Below are 2,780 nucleotides of genomic sequence, written 5' to 3' on the forward strand. Positions count from 1 at the left end.
GTCGGGAATCTCAGCAATGCCCTGGTGAGAAAACTTGCGATACATCTCCTCGCCAACGTTTCTAAGGAGGCTCACAAGCGTGTAGTCGGAGTGGGCTGCAGGCACCGTCACGACAATAGTCTTCATGGTAAGGCCGAACGCTCCCGCTGATCCACAGCCCGCCGAGCGAGAGCCAACTCGGACGAAACCAGTAATGCAGGAACGGGGATCATGTGAAAAACTCGGAGGCTAAGGGCTGTTGGATCGAGTGGGCTTGTTAGCCGATTCAACGATGAGATCAATGGTGGATCCAATAATCGCATGCGATCTTTACCAAGTAGGCCGCAACAGCTACGTAGACGATCCGGCGGACCCAAGGCGTGCCAGTGACCTCATCGAGCAATCGTGCAATCAGTCCGAATTCGAGTCCGATGATGATACGTGAAAAAATATCAGTGGCGTCACCGGCAACGTCGTCGGGTCGATCACCGCTCATCAATCCGATCAGCGAGTTCACACCCCATGCCACGATTACAGAGATAACCGCGATAATACCGACCATCACGAGCGTCGACATAAGGCTAACGTTCCCACTGAGCCACAGCCCGGCGACCGAGAGCCAACTCGGGCGAAACCTGGGATGTAGGAACGGTGATCATGTGAAAAACTTGGAGGCTAAGGGCTGTTGGATCGAGTGGGCTGGTTGGGTATCACCTCCACTGAATAGAGCCTAGGCACAAGAGAATCATCAACACGCACCCGATAACACTGAGGCTGCACCCCCATCGATAATAAGCATGTCGCGACTGTGGAATGTTTCTGAGCCCGAAGACAAAGAAACGGCGCTGCCTATACAAAGGAAGTTTGGCAGCAAAAATCAAAACCGCGCCCGCAACTGCCATGCTCAAGGAAACCGTGGCAGCGACGACCCAGGTAGTGCCGCGCATCGACATCAACCAGCAGGAGACAACGGCTGTGGCGAGGATGGGAATGCCAGATACAGCCAAGAGGTCCACTGGAAAGCTCCGGAACGAATTGCCATGCTGTGGCGAGGACTTCATACCCAACGACCGATCGTGACCGACCGCCGCCGAAAGAGGGCGCACGGCGGATTGGCTGATGGTGTGACTGTGATCATGTCCGAAATCCCCCTACAGGTGGCGGTTCGGTCGACGATCTGGTTCGGCACTCCCGTGCGAAGTGAAGAATGAGTGCTCCTGACGTCTCGTAGAAACAGCGCAGAGACGCAAAGCTCACGTGCCATAAAGACCAAGATCACTCCAAAGATCAAGCAGAGCAGGCTTGCCTGTAGGCCAGTCAACTCACCACCTCTCCAATACATGATCGCGGTTGTGATGATGAACCCGATGCAAATGACGGCAACGACAGCTACTGGCAGCCACTGGGAGCGAACATCAGACCAACTGCCTGGAGTGGGGACAACGCAGGCCATGACAAAGGCCACGAAGGATGTCCCGAGCAGCGAAAAGAACCGGCGCCAACTCGGGCTCCGGACTGCCGCCAGGTCTGAAGTCAAAACTGGCATACACTCATGCCGAACGACCGATCGTGAGCGACCGCCGCCGTAAGAGGGCGGTCGACGAAGAGAGTGATGTAGTGACTCTGGTCATGTCGGACATGCGGATGCTGGCGGCGGTTCGGTCGACGATCTGGTTAGGAACGGGCACCTAAGTCCCCCATCTCATACCACACGAGCCCAGGTGTAACTGGAGGTACGGCCGATGGCTCGATCTCGAGGATCTCGGCGAAAAACACTCGTGCGTCCGGCGGTTGGAGTCCGGCGGATGGAATCTTGAATCGATCATCACGCCGCAGTTCAGCGAGACTCAGTGACTCAGCCTCCTCGGCCGATGGTGCCTCTACGAAACGAGTCGCGAAAAAGCCGACCAGACCTGGCTTACCAATCAAACTACCTGGGAAACCCTGCCCCTCTATGGTGCACTTGTACCACGGCATATCCACAACATCCTAACGACCTCCCGATGAGGCACCCCGACCTGTGAGGTGACGATCGGCAAGGCTGGTAAAGGTTGTGATGGTCATGACGGGCTGAGCAAATCCAAGGGCTGGTCGGGGTTGTCCTCGATCGGGCTGGTTAGATGTCCTCATTGTTTCTGCAAATACCGCATGATCTTGCCATTCGGCTCAGTGTCACTTCCCCACAACGCAGGAAGGGGCGACCCATCCAACCGCGTAACAACTTGGATCGTGGCATTGGAGTCACTGCGCGCTGTCTGCGACAAAACATTCACGTCAACCTGCCAGTCAATCCTCACGAGTGCCGGTAGGCGGTCGAGCGGCGAATACACAGGCATCCCTTTCTCCAGCAAAGAATTTGTCGCTGCCCTCAAATCTTCCCAATCACGCGGCCACTCATTAGTGTGGGTCTGTAAATATTCGACCATCAAATTTCCCGTCGTCCACGCAGCGTAGGACTCAGGCAATAGCCGCCAAGTATTGAATGCGGAATGGCCTGCCAACACCGCAACAACCAACGATACGCCAGCTACCAAGAGCAGTCGCTTCCGAATCGCAACATGTGGACGAGGTGCAGACATCTAACGAAACTACTCAGGGACGCGCCGGTATGGCCGCTCAACCTGAAAACTAGATGCGATCGGCGCGTTCACTGGAGTAGCCTCGTTGGACGAAGCCGCTGCGCGGCAGGGGGACTTCGAGTTCTGTGGATGGGTTGGATTGAGCATTGCAACGAGGGGTGGTCTCTGCGATTTCAAAAGGGGTGCCCGGCTGCCTTCCGGCAAGCCGGGCTTTTATCCACA

General features: G+C 56.0%; 2 protein-coding genes. One reads left to right on the top strand and one right to left on the bottom strand.

Going from position 1 to position 2,780, the window contains the following annotated elements:
- Positions 1 to 277: 277 nt before the first annotated feature.
- Positions 278 to 556 carry a hypothetical protein gene (locus JNN07_14495; protein ID MBL9168946.1) on the bottom strand — a complete coding sequence of 93 codons (279 nt, stop codon included), beginning with the start codon at positions 554 to 556 and terminating at the stop codon, positions 278 to 280.
- 220 nt (positions 557 to 776) lie between these two features.
- On the opposite strand from JNN07_14495, the gene JNN07_14500 reads away from it, so the two are divergent.
- Positions 777 to 1,190: a hypothetical protein gene (locus JNN07_14500; GenBank protein MBL9168947.1), complete on the top strand. Its 414-nt coding sequence runs from the start codon at positions 777 to 779 to the stop codon at positions 1,188 to 1,190.
- Positions 1,191 to 2,780: the final 1,590 nt, after the last annotated feature.

It is taken from the genome of Verrucomicrobiales bacterium, from assembly GCA_016793885.1.
Lineage (GTDB): Bacteria > Verrucomicrobiota > Verrucomicrobiia > Limisphaerales > UBA11320 > UBA11320.